The 16,440-nt window shown below is 61.8% G+C and carries 14 protein-coding genes; 7 read left to right on the plus strand and 7 right to left on the minus strand.

What is annotated here, in order from left to right; genetic code table 11:
* Positions 1-56: 56 nt before the first annotated feature.
* From BM310_RS17110 to BM310_RS21535, 3 genes are all read left to right on the plus strand, one after another.
* Positions 57-1,460: a selenium-binding protein SBP56-related protein gene (locus BM310_RS17110; RefSeq protein ID WP_089810041.1), complete on the plus strand. Its 1,404-nt coding sequence runs from the start codon at positions 57-59 to the stop codon at positions 1,458-1,460.
* 6 nt (positions 1,461-1,466) lie between these two features.
* Positions 1,467-1,784 carry a 2Fe-2S iron-sulfur cluster-binding protein gene (locus BM310_RS17115; protein WP_089810042.1) on the plus strand — a complete coding sequence of 106 codons (318 nt, stop codon included), beginning with the start codon at positions 1,467-1,469 and terminating at the stop codon, positions 1,782-1,784.
* A 553-nt stretch (positions 1,785-2,337) separates the two neighbouring features.
* Positions 2,338-2,511, plus strand: a complete 174-nt coding sequence (locus BM310_RS21535) for a hypothetical protein (RefSeq protein ID WP_177232684.1) — start codon at positions 2,338-2,340, stop codon at positions 2,509-2,511.
* A gap of 98 nt (positions 2,512-2,609) precedes the next feature.
* Here BM310_RS21535 and BM310_RS17120 read toward each other — a convergent pair whose 3' ends face one another.
* The 4 genes from BM310_RS17120 to BM310_RS17135 all read right to left on the minus strand — a co-directional run bounded on the left by BM310_RS17120 (position 2,610) and on the right by BM310_RS17135 (position 8,473).
* Positions 2,610-4,181 (minus strand): hypothetical protein, encoded by a 1,572-nt coding sequence (locus tag BM310_RS17120; protein WP_218156484.1) that lies wholly within the window; start codon positions 4,179-4,181, stop codon positions 2,610-2,612.
* Positions 4,178-5,041: an ABC transporter ATP-binding protein gene (locus BM310_RS17125; RefSeq protein ID WP_089810044.1), complete on the minus strand. Its 864-nt coding sequence runs from the start codon at positions 5,039-5,041 to the stop codon at positions 4,178-4,180. The genes BM310_RS17120 and BM310_RS17125 overlap by 4 nt, the downstream gene beginning before the upstream one ends.
* Before the next feature lie 1,277 nt (positions 5,042-6,318).
* Positions 6,319-7,083: an IclR family transcriptional regulator gene (locus BM310_RS17130; protein WP_089810046.1), complete on the minus strand. Its 765-nt coding sequence runs from the start codon at positions 7,081-7,083 to the stop codon at positions 6,319-6,321.
* Positions 7,084-7,618: 535 nt separating this feature from the next.
* Positions 7,619-8,473 carry a BKACE family enzyme gene (locus BM310_RS17135; protein ID WP_089810048.1) on the minus strand — a complete coding sequence of 285 codons (855 nt, stop codon included), beginning with the start codon at positions 8,471-8,473 and terminating at the stop codon, positions 7,619-7,621.
* Positions 8,474-8,683: 210 nt separating this feature from the next.
* Between BM310_RS17135 and BM310_RS17140 the strand changes: the two genes are divergently transcribed.
* From BM310_RS17140 to BM310_RS17155, 4 genes are all read left to right on the plus strand, one after another.
* Positions 8,684-9,460, plus strand: coding sequence for an SDR family NAD(P)-dependent oxidoreductase (locus BM310_RS17140; RefSeq protein WP_089810050.1), 777 nt, complete (start codon positions 8,684-8,686; stop codon positions 9,458-9,460).
* 162 nt (positions 9,461-9,622) lie between these two features.
* Positions 9,623-10,975: a sugar ABC transporter substrate-binding protein gene (locus BM310_RS17145; RefSeq protein WP_089810052.1), complete on the plus strand. Its 1,353-nt coding sequence runs from the start codon at positions 9,623-9,625 to the stop codon at positions 10,973-10,975.
* Positions 10,976-10,997: 22 nt separating this feature from the next.
* Positions 10,998-12,572 (plus strand): sugar ABC transporter ATP-binding protein, encoded by a 1,575-nt coding sequence (locus BM310_RS17150; protein WP_245778534.1) that lies wholly within the window; start codon positions 10,998-11,000, stop codon positions 12,570-12,572.
* 104 nt (positions 12,573-12,676) lie between these two features.
* A complete protein-coding gene (locus BM310_RS17155) occupies positions 12,677-13,576 on the plus strand; it encodes an ABC transporter permease (protein WP_089810435.1) in 900 nt (299 codons plus the stop codon).
* Between the two features lie 115 nt (positions 13,577-13,691).
* Here the strand turns inward: BM310_RS17155 and BM310_RS17160 are convergent, their stop codons facing one another.
* From BM310_RS17160 to BM310_RS17170, 3 genes are all read right to left on the minus strand, one after another.
* Complete coding sequence (locus BM310_RS17160) at positions 13,692-14,186, minus strand: VOC family protein (RefSeq protein WP_089810053.1); 495 nt, start codon at positions 14,184-14,186, stop codon at positions 13,692-13,694.
* A gap of 194 nt (positions 14,187-14,380) precedes the next feature.
* Positions 14,381-15,190: an aldo/keto reductase gene (locus BM310_RS17165; RefSeq protein WP_089810055.1), complete on the minus strand. Its 810-nt coding sequence runs from the start codon at positions 15,188-15,190 to the stop codon at positions 14,381-14,383.
* Between the two features lie 70 nt (positions 15,191-15,260).
* The gene (locus BM310_RS17170) at positions 15,261-16,334 is read right to left on the minus strand and encodes a 2,3-butanediol dehydrogenase (RefSeq protein ID WP_089810057.1); all 1,074 of its coding nucleotides are present in this window, start codon (positions 16,332-16,334) and stop codon (positions 15,261-15,263) included.
* Positions 16,335-16,440: the final 106 nt, after the last annotated feature.

The raw sequence follows: 16,440 nt of genomic DNA on the forward strand, positions 1-16,440 counted from the left end.
CTCTTTCGGAAACATAATTATTATTAATTCTGGACTTGACCGTGTTGACACACACCATGAGCGCCGACGAACCCAATCAGTCGACCGACACACATGGGCACGAACATCACGGAGTAGAGGGGCCGGGGTATCCGACGCCAGCGGCGATGCGCACCGAGTCGGAACACGAGGAGACTGCCTTCGTCATGGGGCTCCGGGTCGGCATGGACGTGGACGAACCCGACTTCGTCGGCGTCGTCGATGTCGACCCGGACTCCGAGACGTACGGCGAACTGATCGACACGGTCGAGATGCCGAACAAGGGCGACGAACTCCACCACTTCGGCTGGAATACCTGCTCCTCTTCCTGCCACGCCGAGGGCCTGGTCCGGGACCATCTTATCGTCCCCGGCCAGCGTTCCTCGCGCATCCACATCGTCGACGCTTCCGACCCGCGCAGCCCGGCAATCGAGAAGGTCATCGAACCCGAGGAGGTGTTCGAGCACGACCTCTCGGCGCCGCACACGGTCCACTGCGTTCCCGAGGGAAAAATCGTCATCAGTATGCTCGGGAACGCCGACGGCGAACTCCCGGGCGGCTTCCTCCAACTCGACCAGGACGACTTCTCCATCGACGGCCACTGGGAGATCGACCGCGGCGACATGGAGATGAACTACGACTACTGGTATCAGCCCCGCCACGGCGTGATGCTGTCGACGGAGTGGGCGGCGCCGGAAACCTACTATCCGGGATTCGACTTGGACGACGTCGAAGACGGTAAGTACGGCGACAGCATCCACGTCTGGGACTGGGAGACGAAAGAACACCGGCAGACGCTGACGTTCGGCGAGGAGGGGCTCATTCCACTCGAGATTCGGATGCCCCACAACCCCGAGGAAACCGAGGGCTACGTCGGTGCCGCCCTCTCTTCGAACATCCTCCGGTTCTGGGAGGCGGAAGACGGCCGCTGGGAGTGGGAAAAAGTCATCGACGTCGAGGACCGCGAACATCCCGACTGGGACATGCCCGTGCCGGGACTGGTGACGGACATCCTCCTGTCGCTCGACGACCAGTACATGTTCTTCTCGAACTGGCTCCACGGCGACGTGCGGATGTACGACATCAGCGACACGGGGAGCCCGCGGTTGGTCGACCAGTGCTGGGTCGGGGGCAACTTCGCCGAGCGCCAGTCCGTCGGCGGCCACGACGTCCGCGGTGCGCCCCAGATGCTCCAGCTCTCCCGGGACGGCCGACGGCTCTACTGGACCACCTCCCTGTTCTCCTCCTGGGACAACCAGTTCTACCCCGAAATCGGGGAACGGGGGTCGCTGATGATGAAAGCGGACGTGTATCCCGAGGAGGGGCGGATGGAACTCGACGAGGAGTTCGTCGTCGACTTCGGAGACGCCCCCGGTGGCCCGGCCCGCGCCCACGAGATTCGCTGGCCCGGCGGCGACTGTACCAGCGACGTCTGGCAGTAGCCGCCGATGCCCCACGCAGTCACTCTGGAGTGGCGCGACGGCCGGGAGGCGACCATCGAGGTCCGGGAAGCCGAGGTGGTCACCGACGCTACCGAGCGTGCAGGCCTCGGCGTCCCCTACGGCTGTCTGTACGGTGCGTGCGCCACCTGCACCGGACGCCTGCTGGAGGGTGACCTCGTCCACGTCGAACGCCCGCGGGGGTTGAAACCCCGACACCGACAGGCCGGTTACGTCCTGCTCTGTGTGGCCGAACCGCGCTCGGACTGCCGTATCGAGGTGGGTGCGGAGGTACAGGCCGACCTCGTGCCGAACCCGTGGAAATGAGTGACTATCGGGTGTTCGTCCGTTGGGGCGAACAGGCGCAGTCACGGCGACTCGAGGCTGGTGACCGAGCGCTCGCTGTCGTCCTCGCACCGGTCGGGGGACGTCGTCGTTCGAAACGTCCCCTTCGCGTCGCACTCTCCCTCACAGGCCTCTCTAGTTGCAGGCGTTACTGACCGCCGGTTCAGCGCGAGCGCACCGAGATGGACACCGTTCGAGTGATGGTGACCTTCAGGGCCGAGTGAGCATGCCCACTCCGCGAATCATCTCCTTTAGGAAGCGCGCGAAGACTCGCTCACGAACTGGCGGGACTAGGCTGATCAGTACCTCCAAAATCACCATCAGACTGGCTGAAAACGTCAGCTGAGACAAGAACCGGGTGTGGTACAGCCCGGTTTGGCTCAGATACCACCATCCCGTAACTTCCGCTTTCTCAGTATGTGCCTAGTAGACGAATATCGGGCAAGCACGATGATGTTAGTGCATAGTAACGGAAATCGTGAGTAGCTATGTATCTATCCACAGGTTCCATTCCCGCAGGAACTGATGAACAGGTATGTATACGAAAGCGGAACTCGACGACGGTCCCGAGCCCGTCGATGCTGACGAGTGTACTGAAATGAATCGTGCAGACGAACTCGGATACACGGTGGAAGCGATCTCGACGCTGTTCGAGTTCGAGAAAAAGACAGTCGAACAGCACCTCCACGACGACTGTAAACACTACTGATTCCGTCCTCTATCGCGCTGTTCCGAAGAAGGAACTCACCCGTGAGTATTCGGACAACACCGTAGAGAGTCCGACTGACGTTCCTCCACGGCGTGTTCTCACTCGATCGTCGCCTCGCGACGGCGTCCTGCGACTGCGACGCCGAACGCGACGGCGGTCGAGAGCAGATACACGGCCGGAACTCCCGCCGCCGTAGTCGCCGGCATCGTCGCGGTGTAATCGAGCGGGACGACGCCGTTCACGGGGCCGAGATACCACGCGACCAGATACAGCAGTTCGAAGAGGCGCGGACGGCCGGTCCAGACGCCGAGCGCGAGGGCGAGGCTCGGGAGGAACGCCACCGCAGCGACGCCCCCCACGAACGAATCCCAGCTACCGACCGCCGCGAAGCGAACGAGTGCGGGGAGTATCAGTACGGCACCGAGACCGACCGCGACGACGTACGTACACGCCAACAGTCGCGTCACGTCGACGTCGACGAACACGAGTTCAGTCGTTCGAGAGAGTCGTTCGCGGGCGCCGAGGCGCGACCAGACGGGCAGCGGAAGTAGCAACACAATCGGCAACACGAACGCGCGCAGCGCGTCGAGCGGTGCGACGGCCGTCGCCGCGACCCCGCCGACGAACGCGAGGTACCACCACCACCGTCGTCCGCGCAGCGCCATGCGAAACTCGGCCGCCAGTACCCGACCGATGGCGAACCCGCCGTTCTCGACCGGCGTGAGGGTCTCGACCGAGACCAATGGCTCGCGCCGTTTCGATTCGGTGTCGTCCGTCGCACCCGTGTCTCCGTCTCCGAACCGGTTGCCGAACGCGAACCGACGGCCCCCGTCGTCGAACCGGTCGAAGGTGACGGTCGCGGCGCCGAGAAACCCGACGGCGACGGCGAGGACGCGCGCCCGCCCTGCGAGTCGGTCGAGCGACCACTCGAGGCCGTCCCACCGGAACGACTGGAGCCCCGACTGTGTCGGCTGATACGCGAGCATGCGGATGTCGCCCCCGAACGAGGGGAACTGCGCGGCGATAGACGTCGCCACACTGTCACGGAGCAGTGCGATACCCGCTATATCGACCAACGGGTCGGGTGCGACGCTCACCGCGACGGCGGCCAGTGCAAGGGCGAAGTATACGGCCGTCCCGACCGACCCACGGAGGGGTCGAACCGTCTCGAAGCAGACTGCTGCTGCGGCGACGACGGTCACCGCCGGGAGCGTCAGGAGGACGAACGGCGACGCTAACGCGACGAGATCGAACGCCCCGGTGCCCTCGACGAGGAAAGACGCGGCGGTCGCCGCCGCGAGGACGCCGGTGGCGACAGTGAGAACGGCGACGTTGCTCAGCCACTTGCCGACGATGTACTGCCACGTCGGGATCGGTGCCGTCGCGACGAGGTGGTCGACGCCGGTCGTCCGGTCGTGTTCGATGCTTCCGTCGACGAGAACACCGCCGAACACGAGGAGGACTGTCGTTCCGGCGCACGCGACCATCCCGCCGTACCACGCCGCCGTCGGCGCGCCCGTGTACTCTCCGGCGAAGACGAGCATCGAGTCGACGGTCAGTACCTTTGCCAGATAGGCGATCAGAACCGGGACGGCGAGGAGTTTCGACGTTCTGGAACGCGCTCTGAAGTCCGCGAGCGCCACGCTGTATATCACCCCGACCCGAGTCATTGCCGGGGCCTCCCGTCGAGGAGGTGGAGATAGGCGTCTTCGAGGGTCGGTTCGACGGGGTCGGCGTCGGCTGGCCGGTCATCGCTGACGATGCGGACGCGGACGCCGTCGCGGCATCGGGTCGTCCTGCAGACGGTGTGCGCCGCCCGTACGTCGTCGAGTGCCGCGTCCGAAACGACTCGTTCCCAGACGGAACCGTGGCTCCGGTCGATCAGGTCACTCGGCGGTTCGTGCGCGACGACGCGTCCGCCGTCGAGAACGGCGATGTCGCTTGCGGTGGCCTCTACGTCCGGCACGATATGCGTCGAGAGGACGACGATTCGCTCCTCTCCCAGTTCGGCGAGGATGTTCCGGAAGCGGATTCGTTCTTCGGGGTCCAGACCCACGGTCGGTTCGTCGACGACGAGTAGTGACGGGTCGGACAGAAGGGCCTGCGCGATACCGACTCGCTGTCGCATCCCTCCGGAGAACGTCCCGAGCCGTCGGTTGCGGTCGGATGAGAGGTTGACAAGGTCGAGGAGGTCCTCGATTCGATCGTCCGGGTTTCGGACGCCGCGGATGCCCGCGAGGTACGAGAGGAACTCCTCGGCGGTGAGGTTCGGATAGACACCGAATTTTTGGGGGAGATATCCGACAGCCTCACGGATCGCACGCGGCGTCTCGACGATGTCGGTACCGTTCCAGCGAACGGTGCCGTCGGTCGGTTCGGTAAGCGCAGTCACGATGCGCAACAGCGTGGACTTCCCCGCACCGTTCGGGCCGAGTAAGCCGACGACGCCGTCAGTGAATCGAAGCGTCACGTCGCTGAGGGCCCGTGCGTCGCCGTAGCGTTTCTCGACGCCTTCGATGTCGAGTTTCATGGGTGCAACTGGCTATGGAGTGATGTCGGTCCGGAGGCACCGTCGACGCCTCCATCTCGAGCGTATCTACAATCGGTCGGGATCGGAGGGACCTGCACGATACCGATCGGGCGGCGACGGGGTATAAAAACCGAACCAGAGTTGCCGAGCAAGCGAGTGTGGTGTCCGATTCACCAACGCTGTCTCCGAGGGGGTAGTGCCGTATCAATGAGTCGTGAGAACCGTGGAACGGGCTTCACTCCACCCCGCATATTACGGCCGATTTCTTCGTCGGTGTCACGCATCTGTCGACGCTGACGCACTCGTGACGTGGTTCGCCCAGAGTCACTGATAATCGATAGTTAGTAGATGGTTCCATTTGTAAGCAGTATAGCGCAGTATCCCTGTATATAGTGTGCAATAACCGATAGTAGCAGTGCTATTTCCGCGAATGGAGATATCCGGTTCTTATCTAGTCTCCGTTTGCTGGTAAACGTGCCGAAAATGCTAATTCGACAGATTCTCGTGGAGTCGGTATCGGCGCGTAGCTATCTGATCACCGACAGCGACTTTCAGCAGGAAACCAGCGAGTCATCAGGTATCGTACAGGTACTCCGCGAACACGACGAAGAACGACCGGGACCCGTAATCACACGATGAGGCCCTCGTTCCGACGACTCGCGTTCGTTCTCGACCAGGCACGACAAAATACCCCGATGACACCCCCGCCTCGAAAGTGCTCTCTCGACGGACGGTCGTGGACACGGCAGTCTCGCCACACCTACTCGACGGACCATCGAGAAACCCATTAGGCCGTTATCGGGGAGGACGACCCGAGTGTGATTTCGTAGCCAGTCTCGGGCCGTTCGTTTTCGATTGCCTTCTTCAACTGTGTTGTTATTATCATCGTTTATCATGCTTATGTCAACACACATAGCGTTACAGCTCTAAATTTGTAACGATAGCGCGAGTGCAGGACAACGCTACGAGGTGTTTACTTGCTCTTCGGTATGGGATACGGTAGCTGGATACCGGAGTGTTCGACGGGTGTGACGTACTCGTCCGGCCCTCTCCGTTCCTGTAGCAGTCTGCGTCTCAGCACGAGCGACAACCGCTCGTTCGGGGTTTCGAGGCACCTCTCCGGTTCCGTGTTTCGGACGAGACGCCGTTTTCCCCGGTTACTATCACGCAGTGCTGGTTCACCGGTGGCCTATGCCGCATAGTGGGACAACGAGCGCCATCGTCAGACCTATATCATTAATTCCTTACGCTTTTAGAACTGTAATACTAACGCCTCGTCACGAGAGCGAGTACTCGAGTTCGAACTCGTTCGTTACCCCCAGCGCGATGCTCGGGAGTTTCTCTTCGAACCACTCGTCGCTCATCCGGTTCGCCGGGCTGGCGACGCTGAATGCCCCGATGACACGGTCGTCCGGGCCGGTGACGGGAACTCCGACTGCCTTCACGCCTTGCAGTTGCTCTTCGCGGTTGAAGGAGTAGCCTCGGTCTCTGATCACGTCTAACTCCTCGTACAGTTCTTCCGGGTCGGTAATGGTGTTCTCGGTCCGCGCCGGGAGTCCCCATCGGTCCACTATCTCCTCGACTTCGGGTTGAGAGAGACGGGACAACAGGGCCTTGCCGGCAGCCGTCTGGTGGAGGTAGAACCGCTTCCCGACCGTCGAGTAGTGCCACACCGCGTGCTTTCCCGAGAAGGTATGGAGGTAGACACCGCGGCCGTTCTCTTCGACCACGAACACGGCGCGGCACTCGGTTTCGGCGGCGAGTTGCTCGGTGTACGACTCCGCGATTCGGTACGACTCTTTGCGGTTGCGCACGTAGTCACCGAGATCCAAGAAGCGGAGGCCAAGTGAGTAGACGTCCCCCTCCTTGACGACGTACTCCTCTTCGACGAGTGTAGACAAGTGACCGTGAACCGTGCTCGCTGCTTTCCCCAGGTCGTCGGCCAGTTCCGTGACCCGCGCTCCGTCCACTTCGCGGAGGTGGTCGATTATCTCCAAGGTCGTCTTCGTCGACTTCAGCGTTCGGCTCCCGTCTGTGCTCATGGCACTTGGTACCACGAGTGTGTATATAAAATTCACTCTCGCCGAATCGTCGATTCTTCCGACGGACCACGACGTAAGATAATCGCGAATTGTGTGACAATTTCTCTCGTGGGCTCGGAAGCGAGGCCGAAATCCGAGCCGGGAAGTATATAAAATCCGTCCCTCGCGAACTGATGACTTCGGTCGATTCTCTCGAGTATCTTCGCTACTTCGTTCCAGCACCACCGTTGGAAAGTGTGGATACGTAGGGGTATTCTCGCTATCGACGACTGAGTGGACGTCGATACTTCGCATCGCGGAGCCCTCGCTTCGAAATCTCTCTGCGAGCATCCGCGGATACCCCCGAAAGCGTCAGGAGAAGCTCCGAGAACACCTGCTGAACGTACACCGGTGAGCGATTCCCGTTCGAAACCGCCTGTTCTGTCGCCCGACGTTAAGGGATGTTCGTGTACGATTCGGCGATGACGAATCACAGGATTCGTTCCGAGACGCCCGATGGCAGCCACGAGAGCGGTCTGCGAGCAACGGACGCGAACTAGAGACCGAGTATCTCTCGCGTCTCGGAGGGCGTCGCGACTGGTCGTTCCATCTCGTCGGCGATACGCGCTGTCCGGCGCACCAACTGGGCGTTGCTCTCTGCGAGTTCTCCCTTCCGGTAGTAGATGTTGTCTTCCATGCCAACGCGGACGTGTCCCCCGAGGGCGATAGACGACGTCGTGAGTGGAAGTTGGTGTCGTCCGAGTGCGAGCACCTGCCACTCGCTTTCTTCGGGGAGATTGTCGGCGAAGTTGATCACGTTTCTCGGATGTGCGGGCGTTCCGTTCTGCATCCCGAAGATGGTCGTGCACCAGTACGGCGGTTCGAGGAGGTCGTTCTCCACGAGGTGTTCCATCTCCGGGATGTGACCCGGATTGAAGAGTTCGAGTTCCGGCTTCACGTCGGCGTCGAGCATCGCCCGTGCGTACTCCTCGTTCTGTTCTCGCGTGTTCACCGCGGTCCGCGTCTGCCCGAAGTTGATGGGGCCCAGGTCGACCGTCGCCATGTCCGGGCGCGGTTCCGTCTCCAGAATCGGCGCGATTCGCTCCTCGCGCGACCAGATACCCCCGCCGCCGGTCGTGAAGTTCACGATGATGTCGTCGCAGTACTCGTCGATTGCGTCGCGGATGGCCTGAAACCGAGCGACGTCTTTCGTCCCGTTACCGTCGCCGTCGCGAGCGTGGATGTGCGCGATAGACGCCCCGGCCTCCTCGCACGCTTTGAGGTCCCGCGCTATCTCTTCGGGTTGCTCCGGGAGATTCGGATTCGCCTCCTTCCCGTGGTGTCCGCCGGTCGTCGCGACGCTGATTATCAGCTTCTTCTCGAAGTAGTCGCTGTATCCTTCGTAGGGCATTCGTCTGAGAATGCCGCCATCACGTATTTATAATTTTTGTAAATGTAGGTCGCGGCGGCGGCGAGTCCTTCCGACTCTCGCGTCGGGTATCGTTTCGCTGTCTCGAACTGTCTTCTTCCCTCGACGTTTTCACGTGAGACCGCGCACATCCATCACGAATGATGGTTCGAGTAGCAGTAGTTTTATCACGGAGAGTATGTGATTCAGTCCATGGTCGTAGATAGCACAGCAATCGTGACCGGCGGGGGTCGCGGTATCGGTCAAGCCATCTGTGAGAAACTCGCGTCGGAGGGCGTAGACGTCGTCGTCGCCGACATCGACGAAGGAGAGACGGGTGAGACCGAGCAACTCGTAGAGGCGCGAGGCCAACGCGCGCTCAGCGTCGAAACCGACGTGAGCAACGAAGAAGACGTATCGGACCTCGTCGAAACGGTTCTCGACGAGTTCGGCTCGATCGAGATACTCGTCAACAACGCCGGCATCGCCGGGCCGACGAACCCCTGCGAAGACGTCGAACCGTCTGAGTGGGATGCGACGATGAACGTCAACTTACGTGGACCGTTCTTGCTCTGTCGCGAAGTCATCCCCACGATGAAGGAACAATCGTACGGACGAATCGTCAACATCGCCTCCGTAACCGGAAAGAAACCGCTGTTGAACCGGACGCCGTACGCGGCGGCGAAGATGGGCCTCATCGGCCTCACTCGAACACTCGCACTCGAATTGGGAACCCACGACATCAACGTGAACGCCGTCTGTCCGGGGTCGGTAGACGGGCCTCGAATCGACCGGGTGTTCGAGAAACAGGCGGAAGCGACCGGACGAACGTACGACCAAGTCCGCTCCGAAGTGGAGTGCCAGAGTCCGCGGAACGAACTCGTTCAGCGCGAAGACATCGCAGACGCAGTCGCGTACCTCTGCTCCGAAGAGTCGAAGCGAATCACTGGCCAAGACCTCAACGTCTCTGCGGGCAAAGTGATGTACTGAACAGGAACGAATCGAAATCGCTCACCGCTCGTGTCCGCGTCTCCGACTCTCGGCGGACGTTCAGGGTCGACGAGTCGCGAATACGCGCCATACTATACAAAAGACCATGACGAATACCCAAATCTATTTATACCTTGGTAGAAATTGACGAAGTGAAGCGATATGGCTCGGGATAGCAACAATCAGTCTAGACGGAAATTTCTGAAAACGACCGCAGCAACAGGTACGGCAGCGACCCTCGGTGGGTTGGCCGGTTGTACTGGTGCTGGAGGATCGGGCTCCGGCGGCCAAGAGAACGGCGGTTCGGACGAGACCGGTTCGAGCGGGAGCGATAGCTCGGACGGCGGAACCTCGATGGCCACGATAACTCGACTCTCGAACGCGTACTGGGGGTCCTGGGTCAAGGGGTACGAGGAGGCCGCCGAAGCACTCGGTTACGATACGAACGTCCAACTGAACGAAGGGAAGCTCAGTAAACAGATCCAACAGGTGGACACCGCCATCGCGAACCAGACCGACCTCGTGATGGGACAGGCCTTCACGAACTCGGGCGTTCCCCCACTCGCGGAGGCGTGTGTCGACGCCGGTGTCCCCCTCGTCATGCTGTGGACGATAGACAAGTGGTACACGCCGCAGGACGCGGGCGACGAGTTCGTCCAGTTCTTCATGCCCAACGCCATCAACAACGGGTACACGGCGGCGAAAGCGCTCTTCGAGGCGATGGGCGGATCTGGGAACATCGTTCACATCGAAGGTGTGCGCGGAAACGCGGCGAACACCGGCCGAAACATCGGGCTCGACAAGGCGATGGAGGAGTACCCCGATATCGAACTCCTCGCCCCGCCGCAGCAGGGCCGATGGGTGAAGTCCGAATCGCGCAAGGTGATGTCCGACTTCGTCTCCCAGTTCGGCGACGACATCGACGGCGTGTTCGGACAGAACGACGCCGTGGGACTCGGCGCGTTGACCATCGCCGAGGAGAACGACTTAGACATCGAAGTGGTGGGTATAGACGGGATTCCGGAGGCGCTCGGCCTGGTCGAAGAGGGTCGGTTCACGGCGACAGTCTCGTCGCTCGGTCCGTGGCAAGGTGGATGGTGCCTCGTCAAAGCGCACGACTTCGCCAATGGCTGGCGTCCCAAGGACGGCGAGCGAATGATGCTCCACGGGAGTCCGCTCTGCGTGGAGGAGACGAGCGACTTCGACATGATCGAGACGCTCCCGGTCCTCGACGCCGGAAACTTCAACGAACTCATCTTCGAGGGCGATTCGACGCCGTACGACTGGGAGAAGATGTCGGTCACCGAGGCGGGCGAGGACAACTGGGACCCGCAGAACTCGCTCGTGCCCATCCGAAAAGAGGACATGGTCGAACCCGGTCTCTTGGAGTGGAAGGACAAAAACAAACCGAGCGGATACGAGATTCCGGACGCGTACTCCGACACCGCGGCCCTCGACGAAGTCGAGCAGATGTACGCGGACCACTTCCAGAACAACCCGCTCACTCAGTCTTGAGACGAGAGCTTGACGTTCACACATGTCACAGAAAATGCCACAACGCACCGAAAAAACGGGTCAGTCCGACGCCACAGAGCACAGAGAGACGAGCCTCCTCGTAGACGACGTCTCGAAGTCGTTTCGCCACGTGACGGCACTCGACGGTGTCTCGCTACGCATCGACCGTGGAGAGGTCGTCGGCTTGGTCGGGGAGAACGGCGCGGGAAAGAGCACCCTGCTCAACATCCTGACGGGCGTCTTGGACCCAGACCGCGGTGAGATATCGATCGACGGACGTCCGGTGGAACTCTCGGGGCCGAGCGACGCCGCAGAACACGGCGTCTCGTTAGTGCATCAAGAGCAGGACGTGATTCCCAACCTCCGGGGATACGAGAACCTCTTCCTCGGGGACGAGCGGTCGACACTCGGTGTCCTCGACCGGACGGCGATGAGCGAGGCCGCCGAAGACGTGATCGACAGACTCGGTATCGACCTCGACGTGGACGCCTTCGTCAAAGATTACAGCTTCAACGAACGCCAGATGCTCGAGATTGCGAAGGCGTTTCACCGGTCGAGCAAGTCCGACCACCCGGTCATCCTCCTCGACGAACCGACGGCCGGCCTCGAGGAGGCCGGTCGTGAGATCCTCTTCGAGCGAATCGACGAACTGCGGGACCAGGCGACGTTCGTCTTCGTCTCGCACGAACTCGACGAGGTTCTCAGCATCTCCGACCGCATCTACGTCCTCAAAGACGGGGAACTCGTCGACGAGCGAGTTGCGTCAGAGACGACACCGGACGAACTCCAACAGAGCATGGTCGGACGAGAGTCGTCGTCGGAGTACTACAAGATTCCCGACCAGCGGACGGAGGATTCGCTCGGCGAGACCGTCTTGTCCGTCGACGGGGTCCAGTATCAAGACCAGATCGGCCCCGTCTCGTTCTCCCTGCGCGAAGGCGAGATATTCGGCATCGTCGGCGTCGAAGGCTCCGGAAAGGAGAGGCTCGGCCGAATCCTCGCCGGGGACCTCTCACCGACCGAAGGCACGATTACCGTGGCGGGTCAGGAGTGCAGCGCGAACTCCGTCGAGTCGATGGTCGACGCGGGCGTCGGCTACGTTCCGAAAGACCGGAAATCGGAGGGACTGCTCCTCTACCAGTCGGTCCTCAGGAACACGTCGCTCGCGCTGATTCAGGGTATGAACGGACGACTCCCGTTACTCGACCTCGACCTCGAGACCGAGGTGACGGCCGACGCCATCGAAGAACTGAACATCAAGACGCCGGGCGCGGACGCACTCGTTCACGGTCTGAGTGGCGGCAATCAGCAGAAGGTCGTCCTCGCGCGGTGGTTGGCGCGCGACTCGCCGGTGCTGGTGGTCGACAACGTGACCCGCGGAATCGACGTCGGCGCAAAAGAGGAGGTGTACCGCCTCTGCCGTGAACTCACCGAGAAGGGAGTCTCGATCGTATTCATCGGAGACGAACTGCAGGAGGTCATCGGAATGTCGAACAGGATCGGAATCATGCGCAAAGGGAAGATGTCGGACAAGGTCGTGAACGCGTCGCCGGAGGCGAAGCCGACCGAAGAAGAACTGATAGCCGAGATGATCTAACAATGAGTTCAGGCACGAACACGAACCCGATAGCCGTCTGGATCGACGAACAGCGAGAGAAGCGCACGAGACAGGACTGGATCATCGACGTCGGTCCGTTCGCGATGCTGTTGGTTCTGGGAGTCCTCTTCACGGCACTGTCGGAGAACTTCTTCACCTACGGCAACCTCGTCAACAACGTCGCCAAGAACAGCGCGTTCCTCCTCTTGGTCGCGTTGGCGGGGACGTTCCCCATCCTACAGCAGAGTATCGACCTGTCGGTCGCGCAGTTGGTCACGCTGACGGGCGTGGTCACCGCGGTGCTCATCCCCGACTTCGGCGTCCTGGCGCTTCCGATCGCGGTGGTCGTCGGGATGATGGCGGGCGCGTTCAACGGCCTCGTCTTCACGAAGCTCAAAGTTCCGTCCTTCCTGGTGACGCTCGGGACGCTCTCGATCATGGGCGGTCTCTCGCTCATCGTCACCGACGGGTCCTCGATAACGTTCCGCAACGACATGGTTCGCGACATCGCCACCGGGGAGTGGATTCCGTTCGTCCCGAACCTCGTGCTGTGGGGACTGGTGTTCTACGTGTTCACCGTCTTCCTCGCGTGGCGGACGAAGTTCGGACGCTACTGTTTCGCCCTCGGCGAGAACGAGCGTGTCGTCGAACTCGCTGGCGCGAAGGTCGACCGGTACAAGATCTATCCGTTCGTCCTCTCGGGCTTGCTCTGTGGCGCTGCCGGTGCGCTGTTGGCGGCTCGAATCTCGTCGGGGTCTGCGAGCATGGGCGAAGGGATGCTACTGCCCAGCATCGCGGCCATCGTCATGGGCGGGACCGCCCTCACCGGAGGCGTCGGTGGTCCCCACCGAACGATCCTCGGGGTGCTCGTCATCGCCGTGCTACAGAACGGGATGAATCTCACCGCCGTCGACCCGTTCGTCCAGGAGATAATCCTCGGCGTCGTCGTCGTCGCGGCGGTGGCTCTGTCGATAGACCGTCGCAAGATAGACGTCGTGAAGTGACGTCGCTGGACGGTCCGCGTCGGAGACTTCCCCTCCGGCGCTGAGTTCGACGCGCCCTCGGGCCGCTCTTTCTACGGTTTGCGGATGAAAAACGGACGAACTACTCGGCGGGCGACTACGCTTCAGAGTTACTGTATATTCGTTCGTGACTGTGCGAGTATATCTCGAGGAGATTTCCGTAGGGGTCACGGCAGTACGTGAGCGTGTAGGTGTCGTCGTCCTCGAATATCTCCCAGACCTCCGAGTAGTGGTCGCCGCCGTGTTCGTCGATTCGTCGGGCGAGTGCTTCCACGTCGGGGTCTATCACGCAGAGGTGGAACAGACCCGGGTTCGTCGGATCCGCGTCCGAGTTGCCCGCAGTCGACTCGAACTCGAAGAGTTCGACGCCGATCTGATTCCCCGTCGCGAGGTGGGCCAGTTGCATCTCCTCGAAGTCTCCGAGGAGGTTCGCCGCCTGACGTCCGGCGTATCCCTCGTCGGCGACGACGGTTTCCGGCCCCCTCACGTGGGAGAATCCGAGGACGGTCGTGTACCAGTCGATCGCTTCGTCGATGTTCGGCACCGTGAGGCCGACGTGGGCGAGGCCCCGGGGGTACTGCTGTCGAGACATGCTTGTGAACGACTGTCTATCTGCGTAATATACTTTCCGCCGCGGTGTGCGTGACCGAACCATCGTACGAGTAACTCGGGACGGACAGCGAGGCGCACCGCTACCGCTCTCTGCGGTTCGACGGGCGTTCGAGAATAGCGTGTCGCGAGTTCGGCGACGCCGAGCGAGGACTGTCTGGTGGCAGCAGAGAGCGCTTACTCCGCCCACGGGACGCCGTCCACCCTCTCTTCCTCGCTCGGGTCGACCGTTCTGAACTCCTCGTCGATGTCGTCGATGCGTCGACACTCCTCCTCGGAGAGTTTCAGCGCCAGCGACCCGTAGTTGTCTTGGATGTGGTCGCCGGAGGCCTTCGGTATCGCACAGACGTTCTCTTTCTCGAACAACCACGCCAGCGTCACCTGTGCGACACTGACGCCGTGGTCGTCGGCGACGGCTTGCAGGACGGGGTCGCCGAACACCTCCCCCTGTGCGAGCGGAGAGTACGCCACGAGGTGATGGTCGTGGCGCCGGGCGTACGCGCGGAGTTCGGTCTGCGGGAGGAACGGATGCATCTCGACTTGGTGGGCAACGAACGGCGCTGTGAGCCGCTCGCGTGCCTCGTCGAGGAGTGCCGGCGTGAAGTTGCTCAGACCAACGCCTCGAATCTTCCCCTCGTCGTAGAGTTCGTCGAACGCGCCGAGCGTCTCTTCGGGGTCGTAGGCGTTCGTCGGCCAGTGGACGTAGAGCAGGTCGACCGTCTCGACACCGAGTCGGTCGAGGCTCTCCGCGGCCGTTCGTTTCACGTCCTCGGCACCGAGGTTCCGCGGGAGGACTTTCGTGGCGATGGTCACGTCTTCTCGGGGGACCTCGCTCCGTTCGAGACCGCGTCCGACGACGTCTTCGTTCTCGTACCACTGGGCCGTATCGACGTGTCGATATCCCGTCTCTAGCGCAGTCACGATCGTCGAGGGGTCGGTGACACCGACGGTCCCGAAGCCGAGTCTCGGTAGCTCGTACTGAGGCATACTCCTCTATCTCGAACGGGCGTAAAAACAGTATCGCAGCCGAGAGGGTCGACTCGCCGACAACGACGCGCTACGGTTCGACGAGGACCTTCACGTGGTCGCTCTCGGGGTCGACGAGGTCCTCGAAGCCGTCTTCGACGATGTCTTCCAGGTCGATGCGTGCCGTTATCATCGGCTCGGGGTCGAACCTGCCGTCCGCCAAGAATCGCGTGACCATTCGAAACTCGCGGTCTGCGAGGGGTCCGCTGAGGTAGCCGTTGGACCCGTTGATGGTCCGTTCGACGACGACGAGGTCGTTCGGCGTCAACCCGACGTCACTGTTCGAGATACCGACGGCGGTGATCTGTCCGCCGCGCTTCGTGCTCTCTATCGCGGCGGTGAACGTCGGTTCGATTCCGACCGCCTCGAAGGCCACGTCGACGCCGCCGTCTGTCGCGTCGGTAATCGCTTTCACCGCGTCCGTCGACGTCGGGTCGAGCGTCGTCGTCGCGCCGACTTCGGCGGCGATCTCTCGCCGCGTGGTCCGGGGTTCGGAGACGAAAATCTCCGTCGCGCCCGCCGCCTTCGCCGCCTGGACGATGGCGAGACCGATGGGCCCCGACCCGAACACCGCCACGGCGTCGCCGGCCTCGAGTCCCGACCGGCGCGTGGCGTGCACGCCGACGGCGAACGGTTCGACCAGCGCGCCGTACGCGACCGGAATCTCCTCGGGGAGCGAGACGACGTTGGCCGCCGGAACGACGGCCCGTTCCGAGAACCCACCACTGTCCGCCGACAGGCCGACGTTCGCGACCGATTCACAGAGGTTGTACCGACCCTCGGCACAGTACCGACAGTCTCCGCAGACGATGGCCGGATTGACCGTCACCGCTGTTCCCTCCGTGACAGACGTGACGTCGGTCCCGACTTCGGTAACGATGCCGCTGAACTCGTGGCCCAGTGGCACTGGGAGACCGACGCCCGTCAAGGGATGTTCGGCGTCCGCGCTCGGTGTGAGGTCTGGACCGGCGGTGTACTCGTGGATGTCTGTGCCGCAGATACCGCACGCCTCGACGTCGATTCGGACTTCGTCGGCGGCGAGCGCTCGTTCTTCGACGGACTCTACACGAAGGTCTTCTCGACCGTAGTAGTTTGCGACCCGCATTGTCAATACTCAACACGGTGTATCGGTATAAAAATTCGTTCGGTCGGCGAATCACTACTCCTCAGTTGGGACGAACGTTCGCCGACGCACAGCCCGTCTTCTCGGT

This window comes from Halogeometricum rufum (assembly GCF_900112175.1).
GTDB lineage: Archaea > Halobacteriota > Halobacteria > Halobacteriales > Haloferacaceae > Halogeometricum > Halogeometricum rufum.